General features: G+C 68.4%; 15 protein-coding genes. 6 read left to right on the top strand and 9 right to left on the bottom strand.

Annotated features, from left to right (window positions below; all coding sequences use genetic code 11):
• Nucleotides 1-107 precede the first annotated feature (107 nt).
• The gene (locus LY625_RS03180) at nucleotides 108-3,032 is read left to right on the top strand and encodes an EAL domain-containing protein (RefSeq protein ID WP_233737529.1); all 2,925 of its coding nucleotides are present in this window, start codon (nucleotides 108-110) and stop codon (nucleotides 3,030-3,032) included.
• Here LY625_RS03180 and LY625_RS03175 read toward each other — a convergent pair.
• A complete protein-coding gene (locus tag LY625_RS03175) occupies nucleotides 3,022-4,455 on the bottom strand; it encodes an aldehyde dehydrogenase family protein (protein ID WP_233737580.1) in 1,434 nt (477 codons plus the stop codon). The two genes, LY625_RS03180 and LY625_RS03175, sit on opposite strands and share 11 nt — an antisense overlap.
• 197 nt (nucleotides 4,456-4,652) lie before the next feature.
• Here LY625_RS03175 and LY625_RS03170 point away from each other — a divergent pair, with 197 nt between their 5' ends.
• Nucleotides 4,653-6,680 carry a prolyl oligopeptidase family serine peptidase gene (locus tag LY625_RS03170; protein WP_233737528.1) on the top strand — a complete coding sequence of 676 codons (2,028 nt, stop codon included), beginning with the start codon at nucleotides 4,653-4,655 and terminating at the stop codon, nucleotides 6,678-6,680.
• A 115-nt stretch (nucleotides 6,681-6,795) separates the two neighbouring features.
• Entirely contained in the window at nucleotides 6,796-9,693 is a 2,898-nt protein-coding gene (locus LY625_RS03165; protein WP_343223450.1) for a TonB-dependent receptor, read from the top strand.
• 106 nt (nucleotides 9,694-9,799) lie between these two features.
• Here the strand turns inward: LY625_RS03165 and apbC are convergent, their stop codons facing one another.
• Nucleotides 9,800-10,651, bottom strand: coding sequence for an iron-sulfur cluster carrier protein ApbC (gene apbC, locus LY625_RS03160; RefSeq protein ID WP_233737579.1), 852 nt, complete (start codon nucleotides 10,649-10,651; stop codon nucleotides 9,800-9,802).
• A 415-nt stretch (nucleotides 10,652-11,066) separates the two neighbouring features.
• Between apbC and LY625_RS03155 the strand changes: the two genes are divergently transcribed.
• Nucleotides 11,067-11,498 (top strand): DUF2147 domain-containing protein, encoded by a 432-nt coding sequence (locus LY625_RS03155; protein ID WP_233737526.1) that lies wholly within the window; start codon nucleotides 11,067-11,069, stop codon nucleotides 11,496-11,498.
• Between the two features lie 125 nt (nucleotides 11,499-11,623).
• Nucleotides 11,624-12,199 carry a dCTP deaminase gene (gene dcd / locus LY625_RS03150; protein WP_233737525.1) on the top strand — a complete coding sequence of 192 codons (576 nt, stop codon included), beginning with the start codon at nucleotides 11,624-11,626 and terminating at the stop codon, nucleotides 12,197-12,199.
• A 35-nt stretch (nucleotides 12,200-12,234) separates the two neighbouring features.
• Here dcd and LY625_RS03145 read toward each other — a convergent pair whose 3' ends face one another.
• From LY625_RS03145 to LY625_RS03125, 5 genes are read right to left on the bottom strand one after another with little or no spacing between them, the layout of a single operon-like run.
• Nucleotides 12,235-12,981: a 5-oxoprolinase subunit PxpA gene (locus tag LY625_RS03145; RefSeq protein WP_233737524.1), complete on the bottom strand. Its 747-nt coding sequence runs from the start codon at nucleotides 12,979-12,981 to the stop codon at nucleotides 12,235-12,237.
• Nucleotides 12,978-13,928 carry a biotin-dependent carboxyltransferase family protein gene (locus LY625_RS03140; protein ID WP_233737523.1) on the bottom strand — a complete coding sequence of 317 codons (951 nt, stop codon included), beginning with the start codon at nucleotides 13,926-13,928 and terminating at the stop codon, nucleotides 12,978-12,980. Before LY625_RS03140 ends, LY625_RS03145 begins: the two co-directional genes overlap by 4 nt.
• Nucleotides 13,925-14,644 (bottom strand): 5-oxoprolinase subunit PxpB, encoded by a 720-nt coding sequence (gene pxpB, locus LY625_RS03135; protein WP_233737522.1) that lies wholly within the window; start codon nucleotides 14,642-14,644, stop codon nucleotides 13,925-13,927. The genes LY625_RS03140 and pxpB overlap by 4 nt, the downstream gene beginning before the upstream one ends.
• Nucleotides 14,641-15,066, bottom strand: coding sequence for an HIT family protein (locus tag LY625_RS03130; protein ID WP_233737521.1), 426 nt, complete (start codon nucleotides 15,064-15,066; stop codon nucleotides 14,641-14,643). The genes pxpB and LY625_RS03130 overlap by 4 nt, the downstream gene beginning before the upstream one ends.
• On the bottom strand, nucleotides 15,063-15,728 hold the full coding sequence (locus LY625_RS03125) for a dienelactone hydrolase family protein (RefSeq protein WP_233737520.1): 666 nt from the start codon (nucleotides 15,726-15,728) through the stop codon (nucleotides 15,063-15,065). The genes LY625_RS03130 and LY625_RS03125 overlap by 4 nt, the downstream gene beginning before the upstream one ends.
• Before the next feature lie 136 nt (nucleotides 15,729-15,864).
• On the opposite strand from LY625_RS03125, the gene rimO reads away from it, so the two are divergent.
• Entirely contained in the window at nucleotides 15,865-17,283 is a 1,419-nt protein-coding gene (rimO, locus tag LY625_RS03120; RefSeq protein ID WP_233737519.1) for a 30S ribosomal protein S12 methylthiotransferase RimO, read from the top strand.
• Between the two features lie 55 nt (nucleotides 17,284-17,338).
• On the opposite strand, the gene greB is transcribed toward rimO, so the two are convergent.
• Complete coding sequence (gene greB / locus LY625_RS03115) at nucleotides 17,339-17,845, bottom strand: transcription elongation factor GreB (protein WP_233737518.1); 507 nt, start codon at nucleotides 17,843-17,845, stop codon at nucleotides 17,339-17,341.
• A gap of 40 nt (nucleotides 17,846-17,885) precedes the next feature.
• Nucleotides 17,886-18,386: a copper resistance protein NlpE gene (locus LY625_RS03110; protein WP_233737517.1), complete on the bottom strand. Its 501-nt coding sequence runs from the start codon at nucleotides 18,384-18,386 to the stop codon at nucleotides 17,886-17,888.
• Nucleotides 18,387-18,450: the final 64 nt, after the last annotated feature.

The raw sequence follows: 18,450 nt of genomic DNA, 5'->3' as shown, positions 1-18,450 counted from the left end.
TAGGGCCTGGCGCCCGCGTGGCAAGCCGCGTGGCAACACGGGCGGCGGAATCGTGCCCACTCCGGTTATGCTGCGTGCCGGTGGAGGGTTCGGTCCGGATGAGGGGAATGGAGGGGAGACCCGGCAGGCGCATGCCGCTCGGCGAGGCCGTGGCCTCGCTCGTGGACGTGCTGCAACAGGCGTTGCCGCCCGGCTCGGACGTCGCGGTGGCCTGGCTGGAGGGCGGTGGCCGTGAGGCCGCGGGCACTCCGGGGGGCCGCGCGGCGGTGGCCGGACAGGCCGCGGGCCTGCTCGAAGGCGTGCTGGACGTCGACGGCGTGGAAGCCGCCGATGACCGCCGCGTGGCACTGCGATGGGACGACGGAGCCGGACAGTCCGTGGCCATCGTCGCCCAGGCGCCGGCCCCGCTGGAGCCGGTCGCCCGGACTGCCTGGCGCGTGCTGGCCGCCGGGCTGCTGTCCAGCGGCGTGGACCTGGGCCGGACGCGCCAGCGTGCCGAGGCCCTGGAAAAATCCGAACGGTTGCAACAGGCCTTGTACGAGATCGCCGACCTGGCCGGTTCCGCGCTGGAGCTGGGGGAAATGCTCGAGCGGATCCATCGGGTTGTGGCCGGGCTGATGTATGCCGAGAACTTCTACATCGTGCTGTACGACGATCTCGACGACAGCTACCGCTTCCTGTACTTCGCCGACCGCATCGACCCGTTCATCGCCGATCCGGACTACATCATCCGCGGGGCCGACAACCCCAACAGCCTGACCCTGGCCCTGCTGCGCAAGGGCGAACCGGCGCAGGGCCCTTCCGGCGCGGTGCGCGACCAGCTGGATGTGCCGCTCGACGCCGGCCATGGACCCGACAGCCAGGACTGGCTGGGCGTGCCGATGCGCCGCGAGGAGCGTGTCTGCGGCGCGGTCGTGGTCCAGAGCTACGACCGCCCGGACAGTTACGGCACCGAAGAGCGTGCGTTGCTGGCCTTCGTGGCCCAGCACATCCTCACCGCGCTGGACCGGCACCAGGCCCGCGAGGAGCTGGAGCGTCGGGTCGAGGAGCGTACCCAGGCGCTGCAGCAGAGCAACCGCGACCTGCAGGCCGAAATCGTCGAGCGCCAGCGTGGCGAGCGCCTGCAGCGTGCGCTGTTCCGCATCGCCGAGCTGTCGATCACCTCCGAGACCCTGGAGCGCTTCTATGCCCAGGTCCATGACGTGGTCGGCGAACTGCTGTACGCGCGCAACTTCTACATCGCGCTGCGTTCCAGGGACGGGCGGCACCTGGAATTCCCCTATTCGATCGACGAGCGCGACCCGCGGCGCGCCTCGCGGCGGCTGGGCGCGGGCATCACCGAATACGTGCTGGCCACCGGTGCGCCGATCCTCGCCGACCGGGCCCGGATCGGCGAGCTGGAGGCCGCCGGGCTGGTCCGCAGCCATGGCACCCTGGCCCATTGCTGGCTGGGCGTGCCGCTGTACCGCGACGATGCGGTGGTCGGGGTGATCGCGGTACAGAGCTATTCGCCGGCGATCGGGTTCACCCGGCGTGACCAGGAGCTCTTGACCTTCGTCGCCCACCACATCGGGATCGGGCTGACCCGCAAGCAGGCGCAGGACCGCCTGGTCACCGCCCATGCGGAACTGGAGCAGAGGGTGGAGGAGCGTACCGGCGAACTGGCCCGCGCCAACGCCGAGCTGCTCGAGCAGATCGGCGAGCGCCTGCGCGCCGAGCAGCGCCTGACCCACCAGGCCCGGCACGATGCGTTGACCGGGCTGCCCAACCGCCAGCAGCTGCTCGACCGCCTCACCGAGACGATCACGGTCGCGCGCGGGGCGCGGCTTGCCTCCGGAGGAACGCCGGCGCCGGGCTTCGCGGTGCTGTTCCTGGACCTGGACCGCTTCAAGCTGGTCAACGACAGCGTGGGCCATTCCGCCGGCGACGAGCTGCTGGTCGAGGCCGGCCGGCGCATCGTCGCCGCGGTCCGCGACAGCGACACCGTCGCCCGCTTGGGCGGGGACGAGTTCGCGATCCTGGTCGAGGGCGTGGACAGCCTGGCCATGGCCGAGGAACTGTCCCAGCGGATCCTGCTGGGGCTCGGCCGGCCGTGCTGGATCGGCGGGCGCGAGGTGTTTCCCTCGGCCAGCCTGGGCATCGCCATGTGGCAGCCGCGCTACCGCACCGGCGCCGAGCTGCTGCGCGATGCCGACGCGGCGATGTACCGCGCCAAGGCCGCCGGCCGCGACCGCTGCGCGGTGTTCGACGAGGACATGCGCGAGGAGGCGTTGCGCATCCTCGACCTGGAGGCCGACCTGCGCCGGGCGATCAATGGCGACAGCTTCGTCGCCCACTACCAGCCCATCGTGCGCCTGGCCGATGGCGTGGTGATCGGCCACGAGGCGCTGCTGCGCTGGCGCCATCCGACCCGCGGGCTGCTGAGTCCGGGCGAGTTCATCGGCCTGGGCGAGGACAGCGGCCTGATCGAGGAGGTCGACTGGCTGATGTACGCCCAGGTGATCGCGAAACTGGCCTCCGGAGGGGAGGGCTACCTGTCGGTCAACGTCTCGCCGCGGCACTTCCGTTCGCCGGACTTCGCCGACCGGCTGCTGCGGCTGCTGGACACCGCGGGCGCGGATCCGGCGCGGCTGCGCATCGAGATCACCGAGGTCGCGCTGCTCGACGACGTGCCGCGCGCCCTGCACACCCTGTCGGTGCTCCGCGAGCGCGGGGTGCTGGCGCAGCTGGATGATTTCGGGACCGGTTACTCGGCCCTGTCTTACCTGCACCGGTTCCCGGTGGAGTGCCTGAAGATCGACCAGAGCTTCGTCGCCGGGCTGATCGGCCCCAACCGGCACGAGAGCATTGCGGTGGTACGGGCGATCCAGGCGCTGGCCGGAACGCTCGGCATCCACACCGTCGGCGAAGGCGTGGAAACCGACGCGCAACGTGACGCACTGCTGGAGCTGGGCTGCGGCTACGGGCAGGGCTACCTGCTTGGCCGGCCGGCCGAGCAGACCGTCGACGGCCAGGTCCCGGTCAGCGCCTGATCACCAGCAGGCGCGGCTCGGTCATGTCCGCGATCGCGCTGCGCACGCCCTCACGGCCCAGGCCCGAGCACTTCACGCCCCCGTAGGGCATGTTGTCGACGCGGAAGCTGGGGACGTCGCCGACCACCACGCCACCGGCCTCCAGCGTGTCCCAGGCCCGCATGGCGTGCTCCAGGCTGCCGGTGAACACGCCGGCCTGCAGGCCGAAGCGGCTGTCGTTGGCGATCTCCAGCGCCTGGTCGAAGTCCTCGAACCGCTCCATCAGCGCGACCGGACCGAACACCTCGTCGCGATAGAGCCGGGCATCACGCGGCACGTTTTCGAGCAGGCCCGGCGTAAGCATGTTGCCGTTGCGCCGTGGCCGGACGATCGCGGTGGCGCCGCCCTGGACCGCCTCGTCCACCCAGTCCTCCACCCGGCAGGCCGCGTCCTCGTCGATCATCGGCCCGATGAAAGTGTCGTCATCGCGCGGGTCACCGGCCACCAGTGTCTCGAATGCCACCTGCAGGCGCTCGCGCAATGCGTCGTAGACCGACTCGTGGGCGATGATCCGCTGCACGCTGATGCAGCTCTGCCCCGACTGGTAGCAGGCGCCGCTGACCAGGCGCTCGACCACGGCATCGAGGTCACGGCCGGGGTCGGCATCGACGATGCAGGCCGCATTGCCACCGAGCTCCAGCACCACCTTCTTGCGCCCGGCCCGGGACTTGAGCTCCCAGCCGACCTCGCCCCCGGTGAAGCTGAACAGTGCGATCCGCTCGTCCTCGACCAGCGCCGCGGCGTCGTCATTGGAGCAGGGCAGGATCGAGAACGCGCCTTCCGGCAGATCCGTCTCGGCCAGCACCTCGCCGATGATCAGGGCGCCAATGGGCGTCTTGGCCGCCGGCTTGAGCACGAACGGGCAACCGGCGGCAATCGCCGGTGCCACCTTGTGCGCGACCAGATTGAGCGGGAAATTGAACGGGGTGATGAAGCTGCAAACCCCGACCGGCACCCGCCGGGTCATGCCCTGGTAGCCCCGGGTACGCGCGGACAGCTGCAGCTCCAGCACCTCCCCGCCGATGCGGGTCGCCTCGCCGGCGGCGATGCGGAAGGTGTCGATCAGCCGGTCGACCTCGCCACGGGCATCGCCGATCGGCTTGCCGGCCTCGATGCACAGCGCCTGCGCGAGCTCCTCGTGGCGCTCGGTGAAGCGGCGGACGCAATGCTCGAGCACGTCGCGGCGGGCGTCGGGGGGGAAAGCGGCCATGGCGGCCCGGGCGTTCCAGGCGGCGGCGATGGCGTGTTCGACGGCGGCGGCATCGGCCAACGGAGCTGTGGCAGCCACCTCGCCGCTGTACTTGTCTGCGACTTCCAGCGACTGGTTCGGTGACTGCGGGTGCCCTCCCACGTAGCAGGGCCAACGGTTCTTCAGCGAAGACATGCTGAGGCTCCTGTGGCGGGTGGCGACGTCGATGAATGCGATCCGGCGCATGATCACGTCGCCTTGTTCAGGTCAACTAAGGTTTGGATACTGTTCAACTTGCGTTGAGCTTCTGTTAACTTTCGATCGTGGCTGCGCACGACAGCTCAGTCAACGGAATCCTTTTTTAACAGAAGCTCTCCAGGAAGACTTACGGGATGAAGAAACCACTTGTCCGCCACCTGCTACAGGCGTGTGGCCTCATGGTGCTTGCGGGCGCGGCGAGTGCAGCCGAGCCGATCGCGATCGAAGCCTTCTCCAAGGTGCCGGAGATCCAGTCTCCTTCGATGAGCACCGACGGTAAGAACCTCGTTGCCATCATCGCGCTGCCGGGCAGCGACAACCAGGAGACCGCGCTGGCAACCTGGGACGTCGAGAACATTGCTGGAGGCCCAACGATCACCCCGTCGGGTGACCGCATGAAGTTCATCTACGCGAGCGCTCTCAAGGCCGACAAGCTGCTTGTGCTCGGCCGCCAAGAGTGGACCGGACAGCTGGGCGGCTGCGGCGAGGGAAGCATGTCGGGGGCGACGAAGACCTTCGTGACCAAGACGTACCTGACCGGCTCCGACCATGCAAAGTTCAGCGAGGCATTCGCGGACAACACGCGCAAGCTGGGCATCAGCAAGCAGACGCAGCGTTGCCTGGAGCTGACCGGTACTTCCCAGCTGGTGCATGGCCTGCCACTTGATCCCGAGCAGGTCATCGTCGCGCAACTCAATGAACTGAGCCTCTCGTCCAACTACTACCTGTACAACCTGCGCACGGGCGACACCAAGCTGCTGTTCCGTGGTGGTGGACGTTCCAGCCCCGGGCTTTTCGATCCGCGCACCGGCGAACTGGTCACCCGCAGCCAGATCGAGCCGGCGGGTACGAACGAATACGAACTACAGGTGCATGTCCGCAACCCGGATACCGGCGAGTTCCAGAAGCACGATGCACTTTCGACCCGGTTGAGCCAGCGCTACACGGTGGGTATCAGCGGCCTCGACGAAGACACCGGCAAGCTGTACGTCCTGACCGACCTGTTCTCGGACCGGGTCCAAGCATGGATGTACGACCCGCGCACTCGCAAGTTCGACGACGAACCCCTCGTGGCCCATCCGGAGTTCGACATCGCCGGTCTGATCCTCGGCATCCAGGCGAGCAATTTCAATCGGGTGCTCGGTTTCAGGGTTGCTGGCCCGGAAACGGAGGAGGTCTACGTAGACCCGGATATGAAGGCCGTCCACGACGGGCTGAAGTCCGCGTTTCCCGGCATGAACGTCAGCATTGCCGACTATACGGACGGTCTTGCGCGCGTGCTGTTCAGCGTGTCCGACCATCGCCACGCGCCTTCGTACCACGTGCTGTTTGACCGCAGCCAGTTAGTGCCGCTGGGTGCTTCACGGCCGTGGATCGATGCCGATGCAATCGGCGAGCAGAAGTGGGTGACCTACACCGCGCGCGACGGGCGCTCCATTCCCGCGCTGCTGGACCTGCCCGCTGGCTGGAAGGCCGGTGATGCGGCGTTGCCGACGATCATCCATCCCCACGGCGGTCCCTGGGCACGGGACGAGGGCGGCTGGGACGGGTCCGGATGGGTGCCGTTCCTTACCTCGCGCGGATACGCCGTGTTGCGCCCGCAGTACCGCGGTTCGGCAGGCGTCGGGCGCGAGCTGTGGATCGCGGGCGACGAACAGTGGGGCTTGGCCATGCAGGACGACAAGGACGACGGCGCGGCATGGCTAGTGGAGCAGGGCGTCGCCGATCCGGACCGGCTCGCCATTTTCGGCTATTCCTACGGCGGCTTCGCCGCGGCGGCTGCCGTGGTCCGGCCCGATTCGCCTTACCAGTGTGCGATCTCCGGTGCGCCGGTGACTGACCTGGGCCGCCTTGGGACCACCTGGAGCAGCAACCGTCTGCAACGGATCATGCAGGGCCGCACCGTCAAGGGGATGGACCCCATGCGCGAGACCGCCAAAGCCAACATCCCGGTCCTGCTGTACGTGGGCGATCGCGATGTGCGTACCCCGTCCTTCCACGCGAAGGGCTTCTACGACGCCGTGCGCAGCACGGTGCCGGCCAAGTTCGAACTGATCCCGGACATGCCGCACAGCATGCCGTGGTACCCGAGGCACCAGGAAACGACCCTCAAGTTGATCGAGGACTTCCTGGCCAACGACTGCGGCCCAGGTGGTCTCTAGGACTGGGTCATGGATTGCAACCGCTGAACGGGAAACCTATAGTTCCTTAACAGCACCATAACGAAAGAACAGGGGAGAGACGATGTCGAGGAATCACAACAACCAATTCAGGCGCGTGCCGCTGACCGCCGCCGTGATCGCGTGCCTGTACGCCGGTAGCGCATTCGCCCAGGACACCACCACGCCGGCTCCGGCGGAGGAGCCCCAGGCGCAGCAGCAACAAAGCGATGGCGACGCGGTCCAGCTGGACAAGATCACGGTGACCGGGTCACTGCTGCGCCGGACCGAATACGAGACGACCTCGCCGATCCAGGTCATCACGGCCGACACCAACATCTCGATGGGCCAGGTGAACGCGGCCGAGTTCCTGCAGAAGTCCAGCGTTGCTGCCGGTTCAACCCAGATCAACCATCAGTTCGGCGGCTTCGTCGTCGAGGGTGGCACGGGCGTGCAGACTCTGTCGCTGCGCGGCATGGGTGCAAACCGCACCCTGGTCTTGCTGGACGGCCAGCGGCCTGGTCCGGCCGGCACCCGGGGCCAGGTCGGCGCGTTCGACCTGAACGTCCTGCCGACGTCGATCATCCAGCGCGCCGAGATCGTCAAGGACGGCTCGTCCTCGATCTACGGTTCCGACGCGGTCGCCGGCGTGGTCAACATCATCACCCGCAAGAGCGTCGACCGTCCGGAGCTGACCTTCAACATGCGCGCCCCGCTCGACGGTGGCGGCGAGGTGTACAGCGTCTCCGGCGTCAACGGCTGGGACTTCGACAACGGCAGCGTCGTGCTCGCCGGTGAGTGGTACGTGCACGAGGCCCTGAAGTTGGGTGACCGCGACTTCCTGCGTTGCGGGCAGGACATGGCATGGGACGAGAACGGTAACCGCCTCGACCGGGAGGATCGCTCGATCATTGGCGGCACCAGCCTGGGAGGCTGCTCCACCGGCAACCTGTACGCGAACACGGTGATGGATGCGGTCACCGGTGACCGTTACGTTCCCTCGCCCGATGGCGTAACCGTGGGGATGATCCCGGGCTATCGACCGCGCTACAGCGGCCGGTACGACACCGACGGTGCTGCCTGGTACGAGGACCAGCTCAACTTCCCGTTCTCCGGCCAGGAGAACATCATCGATCGCCAGGAGATCATGAGCGTCTACGCCGCGACCGATTTTGGCTTTGATGCCTTCAACTGGAAAACCCAGTGGCTGGTCAACCGCCGGGAAACGGAGAGCCGCGGCTTCCGTCAGTTCTTCCCGCTGATCGGTGGTGCAACGGCGGTGATTCCGGCCTACCAGTACGCGAACTCTCCGGAGTTCTCGGCGCCGGTGGAGTCGGGTATCGCGCAGCCGGTGATGCCATTCCGCTCTGATACTGACGTAGCGGTTGACTACTTCTATGGCGCAACCAAGTTCGACGGGCTGTTCAGCGCCACCGACACTTGGGCGTGGGAGGTCAATGCCAACTACTCACGCTCCAAGGGTGAGTACAGCAACCTGGGCATCGTCGCCAGCCGCACCGGTGACTGGGAGTACTCCGACACTGCTCCGACCGTGGACTACTTCGATCCGGGCTTCCTGAGCGGTGAGCGCATGGACGAGCTGGTCGATGCCATCGGCGAGTGGCACACCGGTGAAACCGTGTACGACCAAGCGGTCCTCAACGCCTTCGTCACCGGTGAGCTATTCCAAGTGCCGGCCGGTGCCGTTGCTGCCGCGCTCGGAGTCGAGTACCGGCGCTACAGCATCGACGACCAGCCGTCCAGCCTTTCGACAGGGGGCGACCTGTGGGGCTCATCCTCGGCGCAGCAGACCAAGGGTGACGATAGCGTCCGCGAGATCGTCGGCGAGATCGAGATCCCGCTGCTGTCGGGCATGACCGGTTTTGAATCGCTGACCTTGAACGGCTCTGCCCGCGTGTTCGAGTACGACTCCATCGACGGCTCGGACAACGTCTGGAAGCTGGGCATGAACTGGCAGATCAACCCGACCCTGCGCCTGCGTGCCACGAAAGGCACCTCGTTCCGTGCTCCGGGCCTGTATGAGCTGTACCTGGGTGACCAGACCGGCTTCCAGTCCCAGCTGGCAGTAGACCCTTGCATCTTGTGGGGCGAGAGCAATAACGACTTCATCCGTGCGAACTGCGCCGCGACAGGTATTCCCGAGGACTACCCCGGGGCGGCCTCCTCGGCAACGGTGGTCTCCGGCGGCGGCGCGGGCGTGCTGGAGCCTGAAACCTCCACGGCTTTCACTGCGGGCATCGTGTTCACACCTTCGTTCGCTCCGGTGAGCGTCGCGGTCGACTACTTCGATTACGAGATCCGCGAGCAGATCGCCAACCTCACTGCTGGTTCAATCATCAGTGGTTGCTATGGCTCGGCCGTTTACCCGAACAACTTCTGCGACCTGTTCGATCGCAATGCGGCCGACCATCCGACCGAGCCGTTCAAGATTGAGCAGATCCGCAGTCAGTACATCAACGTCAACCGCCAGAAGGTCCGCGGCTATGACCTGACGGTCAACTACGACGAGGACTTCTCGTTCGGTCGCCTGTCGGTTGAAGGCCAGATTACCTACACTTTGGAGGACATCGAGGAGCTGTTCGACTCCGCCGAGGCCAGTGGCTACACGTCCTCCGACTTGGTCGGCCGGATCGGCCGCCCCGAACTGGTGGGTGCCCTGACCACGTCGCTGAAGCGTAACGACCTGACTTACATGTGGGGAGTGGATTACGTCGGCGGCACCGAGAACTTGGACCTGGATCCGACGTATACCTACTTCGGCTATGAGAACGCCTACCGCGACATCTGGGCCGAGAGCCGGCTTTACCACAGCGCCTCGGTGCGGTACGACCGGGGTGACTGGTCGCTGCTGGTGGGCATGCGCAACATCTTCGACAAGTCGCCGGCGGAAGTGTCCGATGGTGTTGCCAACCGCTACGGCAACATTCCGGCGTTCGCCACCCAGTACGACCTGTACGGCCGTACCGCATTCGCGCGGGTGACCTACAAGTTCTGATCAAGCGGTAACGGGAATCAGGAAAGGGCGGCGCATCAGCGCCGCCCTTTTTTGTTCTATCGACCCGAAGTGGGCGCAGCCCGCTGGAATGCGTCTGCGGCGCGGACTACAGCAGAGCGGCTGAAATGGAAGGTGCCACCCGCGGGCGCGCAGCAAGCCGGGCGGCGAGGCTGCGTGCCGCTTGGCGGTACGCCCGCGCCACGGATGATTCAGGTTGTGCCATGACTATCGGCATGCCGGCATCGCCCTGCTCCCGGATCGCGACGTCCAGCGACAGGCTACCGAGCATCGGTACGCCATAGGTCCCGGCCATCTTCTGCGCGCCACCGCTGCCGAACACGTGCTCGGCGTGACCGCAGTTGCTGCACACGTGGACCGCCATGTTCTCCACCAATCCCAGCACCGGAACCTCTACCTTCTCGAACATCTTCAGTGCCTTGCGGGCATCCAGCGTGGCGATCTCCTGTGGCGTGGTGACGATGACGGCGCCGGCCACCGGGATCTTCTGCGCCATCGTCAGCTGGATGTCGCCGGTGCCCGGCGGCAGGTCGACGATCAGGTAGTCCAGGTCGCCCCAGCGGGTGTCGTTGAGCAGTTGCGTCAGTGCGCCCGTCGCCATGGGGCCACGCCAGATCATCGGGGTGTCCTGGTCGACCAGCAAGCCGATCGACATCGCCTCCACGCCGTGCGCGCGCATCGGTTCGATCGATTTGCCGTCCGGACTCTCCGGGCGGCCCTCGATGCCGAGCATCATCGGCACGCTTGGACCGTATATGTCGGCGTCCAGCACGCCCACGGTTGCGCCCTCGGCCGCAAGGGCCAAGGCCAGGTTCACCGCGGTGGTCGACTTGCCGACGCCGCCCTTGCCCGAGCCCACGGCGATGACATTGCGCACGCTCGACAAAGGTTGCAGCTTCGGCTGGACCGCGTGCGGATGAATGCGTTGCATCAGCTCCAACCGCGACAGCGACAGGCCCGCGCTAGCGACCTCTTCGCGGACGAGTATCTCCAAGGCTTCGCGGACCCCTGCGAGGGGGATTCCGACCTGCATTGACACAGCCGCGCTGTCTTCCACGACTGCGACACGGATGCGTGCCTGGGACTGGCCGAGGGTGGTGTCGGTACCCGGGATCGTGAGGCCCCCGATGCGCTCCTGCAGGTCATTCATCGCTGTCGGACTCTTGGTGTGGGCCGGCTATTGTCGCAAGGACCCGACATGGCTGCCCTGATCCATATCAGGGGCGGCCAGGACGCTCATCCGACCTGTCCTGCCGCCGCCGGAGCGGCACGATGGCCCGCGGATCAGTTATAACTGCCCCACCCGCCACGGTCCGGGGTGACCGGTCCGGCGGCATCACCATTGGAGGCGAAGAATGCGCAAGATCCTGTTTGCCCTGGTGCTGGCACTGCCGATGGCCGCGTTCGCGCAGCAGTCGCCGGTGGGTACCTGGACCACCGTCGATGACGAGACCGGCAAGCCCAAGTCCATCGTCGAGATCAGCCAGGCCGCCGACGGCGGCCTGGTGGGTACCGTCGCCGAGGTGCTGCAGTCGGACCAGGGGCCCGATCCGGTGTGCGGCAAGTGCACCGGCGAGCGCAAGGACCAGCCGATCGAAGGCATGCAGATCATCTGGGACGTCACGCAGAAGGGGGATTCGTGGACCGGCGGCAAGATCCTCGACCCGGCCAGTGGCAAGACCTATTCGGTGAAGATGCAGACCACCGACAACGGCAACAAGCTGGAGGTCCGCGGCTTCATGGGCTTCTCGCTGCTCGGCCGCACCCAGGTGTGGGAGCGCCGCTGAGCCATCGCGCCACCGCGGTATCCGGCGGCCCGCCCTGCGCGGGCCGTCTTTTTTGGGGCGGGGGTGCATGGCCTACAATTCACGGCCCACCCGCGCGCGCATCTGGCGCCACAACGGAAAGCACGATGACCATCAAGTCCGACCGCTGGATCCGCCGCATGTCCGAACGGCCGCAGGGCATGATCGAGCCGTTCGAGTCGGGGCAGGTCAAGCAGGCCGATGGCCAGCGGATCGTCAGCTACGGCACCTCCAGCTACGGCTACGACGTGCGCTGCTCGCGCGAGTTCAAGGTCTTCACCAACATCAACTCGACCATCGTCGACCCCAAGCACTTCGACCCCAAGAGCTTCGTCGACGTGACCGCCGACGAGTGCATCATCCCGCCGAACTCGTTCGCGCTGGCGCGCACGGTGGAGTACTTCCGGATCCCGCGCGACACCCTGGTGGTGTGCCTGGGCAAGAGCACCTACGCGCGCTGCGGGATCATCGTCAACGTGACGCCGCTGGAGCCGGAGTGGGAGGGGCACGTGACCCTGGAGTTCAGCAACACCACGCCGCTGCCGGCGCGCATCTACGCCAACGAAGGCGTGGCGCAGATGCTGTTCTTCCAGGCGGCCGCCGACGACATCTGCGAGACTTCCTACCGCGACCGGGGTGGCAAGTACCAGGGCCAGACCGGCGTCACCCTGCCGCGGACCTGAGTCCCGCAAATCCGTGGGAGCGGCTGGACCCGCACCTACGACAGCGGGCGGATGGTGATGCCGTCTTCCTGCAGGGCCCGGCGGAGCGCCGCGGCGATCGCGGGCGCATCCCCGCGGTCGCCGTGCAGGCACAGGGTGTCGGCGCGGAGGTCGAGCCATCCGCCGCCCACGGTGCGGACCCCGCCATGGCGGGCGAGCCCGAGTGCCTGGGCGGTGACCGCATCCAGCGACCCGAGCACCGCGCCCGGCGCGCCGCGCGGCAGCAGGCGGCAGTCGGCACCGTAGCCGCGTTCTGCGAACACTTCGTGTGCCACGCGCAAACCCGCGGCTTCGCCGGCTGCCGGGAGCTCCGAGCCGGACAGGCCGACCAGCATCAGCCCGCGATCGAACCCGGCGACCGCGGTCGCGATCGCTTCGGCGATGGGCCTGGAGCGCGCCGCCTGGTTGTACAGCGCGCCGTGCGGCTTGAGGTGGACCAATGGGATGCCTTCCTCGTCGGCCAGCCGGGCCAGGCGCGCGAGCTGTCGGGTGACAAGGGCGGCGATCGCCGTGGGTGGCAGGTCCAGTTCGCGCCGGCCGAAGTGCGTCGGGTCCTCGTAGCCCGGGTGGGCGCCGGCCGCTACGCCGTGCTCGCGGCACAGCCGCAGGGTGGCGCGCATGGTGTTCCCGTCGCCGGCATGGCCGCCGCAGGCGATGTTGGCGGAGCTGAGCAACGGAATGATCGCCGCATCGTTGCCGCAGCCTTCGCCCAGGTCGCAGTTGAAGTCGATTGCCGGTCTCATCGGCGCGCCTCGAGTGCCAGCCCGATGCGGGCCCACCGGGCGCGAGAGGCGGCCAGCCGTCGCGCGGCTTCCGCCGCATCGCATGGCTGCAGCCACAGTGCGTCGCCCGGGCGGACCTGGGCCAGCCGCGGCAGGTCGGCGGCGATGACGTAGCCGAGCCGGCGGTATCCACCCACGGTCTGGGCGTCGGCAAGCAGGACGATGGGCAGGCCGTCGGGCGGCAACTGGAGGGTGCCGGGTGCGACCGGAGCCGATGGCTGTTGCGGTCCCGCCTCCGGCAACGGCTTGCCCGCCAGCCGGATGCCCTGCCGGTTGCTGTGCGGGCTGGCTGTCCAGCGCGTGCGCGCGAGTTGCCGCGGATCGGTGCCCGCGGCGGGTACGAAACGCAGCGGGGCGCCGGGTTCCTCCCCGGCGGCAGGGTCGATCCACCAGCCGGGCGCCACCGGCTGCAGTGCCTGCAACTCCGGCGGGTGGACGAGGTCGAGGCGGTCGCCTTCGCGCAGGGCGCGTCCGTCCACACCGCCAAACCCGCCGCGCAGGTCGGTGCTCCGGCTACCCAGCACCTCGGGCACGTCCAGCCCGCCGGCCACTGCCAGCCAGCCGCGTGCGCCCGACAGCAGGGCGCGGACATGGAGTTCGCCCGGTGGCAGCAGGACCGGACGGCCGGCGTGGAGGGCGTGTCGCCTACCGTCGCGGCCACGGAACCGGACGTCCGCCGGGCCGCCGGTGAGCGCCACGCGCACCGGTCGCCCGAACGCCAGCCGCGGACCCGCGAGGGTGAACTCGAGCAGAGCGGCCGCGTCCGGGTTGCCCGCCAGCCGGTTGGCCAGCGCTGCCGCCCGCGGATCCAGCGCTCCGGCCAGCGGCACGCCCAGGTGGCGCCAGCCACTGCGACCCAGATCCTGCACCGTGGTCAGCGGGCCGGCGTCGAGGACCCGGAGCGTCACGAAGCCTGCTCCGGGCGACCGGATTCCAGGCGTTCGAAAGCAGCCGCATCGATGGCGCGGAAGCGGACCTGATCCCCCGGCAGCAGGCGCGAGGGCGGGCTGGCGCAGGGATCGAACAGCCGCACGGGTGTCCGCCCGATCAGCCGCCAGCCCCCGGGGCCCTCGCGCGGATAGATGCCGGTCTGGGCGCCGCCAATGCCCACGCTGCCCGCCGGAACCCTGGTGCGCGGGGTGGACAGCCGCGGCAGGGCGAGCGGCGCATCCAGTCCCGACAGATAGGGGAAACCGGGCGCGAACCCGATCATGGCGACCGTGTAGTCGCCGCCGGCATGGCGCCTGGCCAGCGCGGCCGGCGCCAGACCGAGCTCGGCGGCGGCATCCTCCAGATCCGGTCCGAAGTGGCCGCCGTATGCCACCGGAATCTCGACGGTGCGCGCAGCCGCCGGGACAGCGGTGGCTTCTTCGTCGATGGCCGCCAGCCAGGCCCGTATTTCGTTGCCGGGGCAGCATTCCGGATCGAAGAACACCGCGAGCGAGGCGTAGGCCGGCACCAGGTCGCGCAACCAGGCAGGCGCGGCGCGCCGGATGCGGTCGGCCAATGCATGCGCCCGGGCGTTGTCCCCGGGATCGATGCGCCCGGGGTCGACATCACTGCCGAAGGACAGCAGCCAGGCGTCGTCGGCGAGCAGTTCCAGCCGAGGCGCCGGGCGGCTCATGCCTGCAGCGCATCGTGCAGCTGCTGCACGCGTTCCACCAGCTGCTCGGGGGTGTAGGGCAGGGCGGTCGCGCTGCCCCAGACCGGCCGCGGCCAGGCGATGTCGCCACGGAAGCGGGCGATCACGTGGACATGCAACTGCGGGACCTGGTTGCCCAGGGCGGCGACGTTGAGCTTGTCGGGCTTGAACAGCGCCCGCAGTGCGTGGCTGGCACGGCTGATGTCGGCCGACAGCATGACCTGGGCCCCCTCGTCGAGGTCGATCCATTCCACCGCGCCGGCGCAGCGCGGCACCAGGATCAGCCAGGGGTGGTTGGCGTCGTCCATCAGCCGGGCCTCGCACAGGCCGAGCTGGGCCACCGGGTGGGTGTCATTGGCCAGCACCCGGTCGAGCTGCCAGCCGGCTTCGGGTGAAGGGGTCATCGCAGGCTCTCCGAAAGGAACGCGACGGTACGTTCCCAGGCCAGTGCCGCGCTTCCCGGCTCGTAGTCCTCGCGCGGTTCGCAGTTGAAGCCGTGGCCGGCATCCGGGTAGACGTGGAGGACCGCGCCCGGATGCCGTTGCCGGTGCAGCTCGACGTGCTCGGGCGGGATGCTCCGGTCCCTGGCACCGAAGTGGAACATCATTGGTGCGCGCAGCGGTTCATCGAGGAAGGGCACGCTCTGCCCGCCGTACCAGCTCACTGCGGGCAGTCCGAGCCGGGTATTGGCCAGCAGTGCCAGGGTGCCGCCCCAGCAGAAGCCGGTGGCGCCCACCCGCAGGCCCTCGGCCTGGAGTTGCCGCATCGCCGCGGCCAGCACGTCCACCGCCCGGTCGTAGCCCAATGCGGCGCGCAGTTTCAGTCCGCGGGCCACGCCGGCCTGGTCGTAGCCGAGCTCCACCCCCGACTCGACCGGGTCGAACATCGCCGGTGCGACCGCGATGAAGCCCTCCGCGGCCATCCGCTCGGCGACCTGGCGGATATGCGCGTTCAGCCCGAAGATCTCCTGTACCACCAGCACCGCCCCGCGCGAGGGGCCGGAGGGCTCGCACCGCCAGCCGCGAACGGGACCGTGCGGGCTCTCGATATCGATCCAGCGGTTCATCACGACCTCCTGCCCGGCGATGCGGCTGTTGGGTTCCGATTCTAGCGCCGGCCGTATAATCGGCCGCCCTTCCTTCCAGCGGTTCGGCGACAGCGCCCGGACCGGCCATGCGTGCCGGCGCACGCCCAGGTTGCCCATGAGCCAACAGACCACTCCCGACCGGCGCGCCAGCGTCCGCAGCGGCGCCGCCCCCAGGGTCGGCTTCGTCAGCCTGGGCTGCCCCAAGGCACTGGTCGATTCCGAGCGCATCCTCACCCAGCTCAGGGTCGAGGGCTATGAACTGGTGCAGACCTACGATGACGCCGATGCGGTGGTGGTCAACACCTGCGGCTTCATCGATTCGGCCGTTGCCGAGTCGCTGGACGCGATCGGCGAGGCCATGGCCGAGAACGGCAAGGTGATCGTCACCGGCTGCCTGGGCAAGCGCGCCGACGTCATCCGCCAGGCGCACCCGGATGTGCTGTCGATCAGCGGCCCGCAGGACTACGCCAGCGTGATGGAGGCAGTGCACGCCGCAGTGCCGCCGCGCCACGACCCGTTCGTGGACCTGCTGCCGGATTACGGGCTGAAGCTGACTCCGAAGCACTACGCCTACCTGAAGATTTCCGAGGGCTGCAACCACGCCTGCAGCTTCTGCATCATCCCCTCGATGCGCGGCAAGCTGGCCAGCCGCCCGGTCGACGAGGTGCTGCGCGAGGCCGAGCGGCTGGTGCGCGGCGGGGTGCGCGAGCTGCTGGTGGTGTCCCAGGACACCTCGGCCTACGGCGTCGACCTGCGTTATGCCGAGCGCGAGTGGCGCGGCAAGGCGTACCAGACCCGGATGAAAGCGCTGTGCGAAGGCCTGGGTGAGCTGGGCGTGTGGTCGCGCCTGCATTACGTCTACCCGTACCCGCACGTGGACGAGGTCATCCCGCTGATGGCCGAACACAAGGTGCTGCCCTACCTGGACATTCCGTTCCAGCACGCCAGTCCGCGCGTGCTGCGGCTGATGAAGCGCCCCGGCGCGGTGGAGCGGACCCTGGAGCGGATCCAGGCCTGGCGCTCGGTGTGTCCGGAGCTGACGGTGCGTTCGACCTTCATCGTCGGCTTCCCCGGGGAGACCGACGACGAGTTCGAGGAGCTGCTCGACTTCCTCGACGAGGCGCAGCTCGACCGGGTGGGTGCCTTCGCCTATTCGCCGGTCGAGGGTGCGCGGGCCAACGAGCTGCCCGGCCCGGTGCCGGAAGAGGTGAAGCAGGAGCGGCTGGCGCGGTTCATGGCGCGCCAGGCGGAGATCTCCGCGGCGCGGCTGGAAGCGAAGGTCGGGACCGTCCAGCGCTGCATCGTCGATGCGATCGACGGCGAGCTGGCGATCGCCCGCTCGATGGCCGATGCGCCGGAGATCGACGGCACCGTGCAGATCCAGAACGGCTGGTTCGCCGGCCTCAAGCCCGGCGACTTCGTCGACGTGGAAATCATGGGCAGCGACGAGCACGACCTGTTCGGCGAGGTGGCCTTCGACGACGAAGGCGACCGGCCGCTGCGCCCGGGCGAGTTGCCCGCGGTCCTGGTCTGATCGCACCTATGTAGGGCGCGATACGGCGTTCCGCCTATCGCACCCTTCGGGGTCCCTACGGGGCCAGGTATTCGACGGCGACGATGGCGTAGGACCGGGGGCCGCCGGGGAGTTCGGCGGTGAACTCATCGTCGATGCGCTTCTTGAGCATGGCCCGCGCCAGCGGGGAGTCGATGCTGATCCAGCCCAGCCTGGCGTCGGTCTCGTCGGGGCCGACGATGCGGTAGCGGTGGCTCTCGCCGGTTTCCACGTCCTCCAGCTCCACCGTCGCGCCGAAGAACACCGCCTCCGGATCGGCGGGGACCGCCTCCACGACCTTCAGTGCCGGCACCCGCTTGCCCAGGTAGCGCACCCGCCGGTCGATCTCGCCCAGCTGCTTCTTGCGGTAGGTGTACTCCGCGTTCTCCGAGCGGTCGCCCTCGGCGGCGGCGGCGGCGAGCGCCTTCACCACCTCCGGCCGCTTCACCCGCCACAGCTCGTCCAGCTCGGCCTTCAGCCGGTCGTGGCCGGCCCGGGAGATCAGCGGGGTGCTCTTCTCCGGGGGCGGTCGCCAGCGGCTCATCCAGTGGTCCGTGGACGTGCGGGTGATCGTCCGTCGATGCTCATGGCGAGCGGCGCTCGAGGCTGTAATCGAGTCCGCTGGCGGCGGGTTCGCCATCCGCCCCGAGCATGACGATGCGCGAAGCGGACTCGATCGCGAACAGCCGGTCCACGTCGTCCTTGTTGCCTGGATCCAGGCGGATGCGGCGGTTGTCCGCCTCCACGCTCCAGGTGCCCTCGGTGGTGTTGCTGGCGTCGCGTTCCTGGTACGCGTCGGTCAGCTGGAAGGTCCCGTCCGGGGCCAGCACCAGGGTGGTGTCGATGCCCGGGCAGTCTGCGCATGGCAGGGTGCCCTCGAAGGTGCCGGCCATGGCCGGCATGTCGAGCGCCGGTGCATCTGCATCCGCCCGCGGGGACGGGGTGTCGACCGGCATCACATCGGCCGGTGCGGCATCGCTGGCCGCGGTTGTGCTCCCACCGGGGGCGTCGGCGGTGCCGGACGGCTGGCAACCGGCCGTAGCGAGCGCGGCAAGGCAGGCGGCAATGAGGATTTTGCGGGACATCGGTCACTCCTGTCGCTTGGGGCGTGCTTTCGACCATACCCCGGTGCCTCGCCGCTGCCGAGTG

This window comes from Lysobacter sp. GX 14042 (assembly GCF_021390425.1).
In the GTDB taxonomy this organism is placed as follows: domain Bacteria; phylum Pseudomonadota; class Gammaproteobacteria; order Xanthomonadales; family Xanthomonadaceae; genus Novilysobacter.
This window is presented reverse-complemented; position numbering and strand designations above follow the sequence as displayed.

Bases quoted from the DNA above. Each gene is read 5' to 3' on its own strand.
- LY625_RS03175 (WP_233737580.1), bottom strand. From the start codon at position 4,455: ATGTCTTCGCTGAAGAACCGTTGGCCCTGCTACGTGGGAGGGCACCCG.
- LY625_RS03110 (WP_233737517.1), bottom strand. From the start codon at position 18,386: ATGTCCCGCAAAATCCTCATTGCCGCCTGCCTTGCCGCGCTCGCTACG.
- LY625_RS03125 (WP_233737520.1), bottom strand. From the start codon at position 15,728: ATGAACCGCTGGATCGATATCGAGAGCCCGCACGGTCCCGTTCGCGGC.
- LY625_RS03130 (WP_233737521.1), bottom strand. From the start codon at position 15,066: ATGACCCCTTCACCCGAAGCCGGCTGGCAGCTCGACCGGGTGCTGGCC.
- rimO (WP_233737519.1), top strand. From the start codon at position 15,865: ATGAGCCAACAGACCACTCCCGACCGGCGCGCCAGCGTCCGCAGCGGC.
- LY625_RS03145 (WP_233737524.1), bottom strand. From the start codon at position 12,981: ATGAGACCGGCAATCGACTTCAACTGCGACCTGGGCGAAGGCTGCGGC.
- LY625_RS03170 (WP_233737528.1), top strand. From the start codon at position 4,653: ATGAAGAAACCACTTGTCCGCCACCTGCTACAGGCGTGTGGCCTCATG.
- greB (WP_233737518.1), bottom strand. From the start codon at position 17,845: ATGAGCCGCTGGCGACCGCCCCCGGAGAAGAGCACCCCGCTGATCTCC.
- LY625_RS03155 (WP_233737526.1), top strand. From the start codon at position 11,067: ATGCGCAAGATCCTGTTTGCCCTGGTGCTGGCACTGCCGATGGCCGCG.
- dcd (WP_233737525.1), top strand. From the start codon at position 11,624: ATGACCATCAAGTCCGACCGCTGGATCCGCCGCATGTCCGAACGGCCG.
- pxpB (WP_233737522.1), bottom strand. From the start codon at position 14,644: ATGAGCCGCCCGGCGCCTCGGCTGGAACTGCTCGCCGACGACGCCTGG.
- LY625_RS03180 (WP_233737529.1), top strand. From the start codon at position 108: ATGGAGGGGAGACCCGGCAGGCGCATGCCGCTCGGCGAGGCCGTGGCC.